The sequence below is a fragment of the Holdemanella porci genome (genome assembly GCF_009696075.1).
In the GTDB taxonomy this organism is placed as follows: Bacteria; Bacillota_I; Bacilli_A; order Erysipelotrichales; family Erysipelotrichaceae; genus Holdemanella; species Holdemanella porci.
In genome coordinates this window covers 1-1,184 of sequence record NZ_VUMR01000128.1, presented here as the reverse complement: position 1 = coordinate 1,184, position 1,184 = coordinate 1, and the positions used below count along the sequence as shown (strand labels likewise).

Annotated in this window: 2 protein-coding genes; one reads left to right on the top strand and one right to left on the bottom strand. The window is 32.2% G+C overall.

Translation table 11 applies throughout. The annotated features are described in order from the left end of the window. Nucleotides 1–112: 112 nt before the first annotated feature. The gene (locus tag FYJ55_RS10715) at nucleotides 113–541 is read right to left on the bottom strand and encodes a hypothetical protein (RefSeq protein WP_154556808.1); all 429 of its coding nucleotides are present in this window, start codon (nucleotides 539–541) and stop codon (nucleotides 113–115) included. A gap of 329 nt (nucleotides 542–870) precedes the next feature. Between FYJ55_RS10715 and FYJ55_RS11520 the strand changes: the two genes are divergently transcribed. Further along, nucleotides 871–1,092 carry a transposase zinc-binding domain-containing protein gene (locus FYJ55_RS11520; RefSeq protein WP_154556807.1) on the top strand — a complete coding sequence of 74 codons (222 nt, stop codon included), beginning with the start codon at nucleotides 871–873 and terminating at the stop codon, nucleotides 1,090–1,092. Nucleotides 1,093–1,184 lie beyond the last annotated feature (92 nt).

Below are 1,184 nucleotides of genomic sequence, written 5' to 3'. Positions count from 1 at the left end.
ATAATATACTTTTCATAGTGACCTCCTATTGTGTTATGGCATCGACACCATAAGTGTTTTTAATCAATTCAATTATGAGTCGTAATCCACGTATTGACAATAGGAGGTCACTTCATATTATCTCATACAGATAGTCCTCTTCTGTATATTTCTTTTTCTTGGATCTGTTGATCAATTTCTCTTTTTCCTTTAAAGCCTTTTTCAATTGCTTCTCGTTCTTTTTGATTTTTTTGTCTATCTTTTTAAGACGAGTCTTGATCAAATCACGATCTTCCTTTTCTCTGTATTTAAGACTTTTCACTAAAGCCTTGGCCTCATAAATGGCAGACAAAGGAAAATAATCACTTGTACCATAGAAGGACTTGATCATTCTTTGATCTGTTTCTGAATAGGTAACATCTTTATAGGCACGATCAAAACATATTTTGAACGCCTTATGAAGCATGCAGTTATACAATTCAAGATCCTTTTTAATGATAGATTCTGCTTCTGGTTCCAGATCTTTATAATAGATTCTTTGTGACATTGAAAACACCTTCATAAGACAAGTCCTCCTGTTCTATCCGTCTCTATTATACTATATTCAAAACAGATTTAACACATAGATTTGAGACTTTCTAATTTATTTTATTTGTATTATTATATCACCAATGTGAATATGTGATATATTGCTGTATCCTCACATGTTCACTTTAAATTCACATATAATTAATTTATGGACACTACTTATTATTCAAATATTCCAATTGAAGCTCTATCATTATTAGATTGTGACGTTAAAAACTTCAATTTTATTCATCCCATCAAGAACATCTTCTTCGATAATATTGAATACATTCGAAAACTAGATGCTTCCGGTAAAGCTCGTCCTTGCATCCTCTTCTTTGCCACACATGTTATCTTGGCTTTGATCAATTTGAATGTACGGATTGCGACAACTGGAATATTATTCCTCATTCTTGTCATTCTAGATTTTGTAATGCCTGTGGTGTTAAATATGCCAAACAGCTTGCAGCCAAGGCTACCTCTTTTTGTCTTGACTGCCCTCATAGGCACATGGTACTACGTCAAGAAAAAGGACTTATAAAATAGATAAATTTTAAATTCTAATGTTTTGAATAATAATTATTCTCATATTGATTTGGTGATTCATAACCGCAATGGCTATGGATTCGTATCGTGTT

Coding starts and splice junctions, on each gene's coding strand:
- FYJ55_RS10715 (WP_154556808.1), bottom strand. CDS start 541: ATGAAGGTGTTTTCAATGTCACAAAGAATCTATTATAAAGATCTGGAA.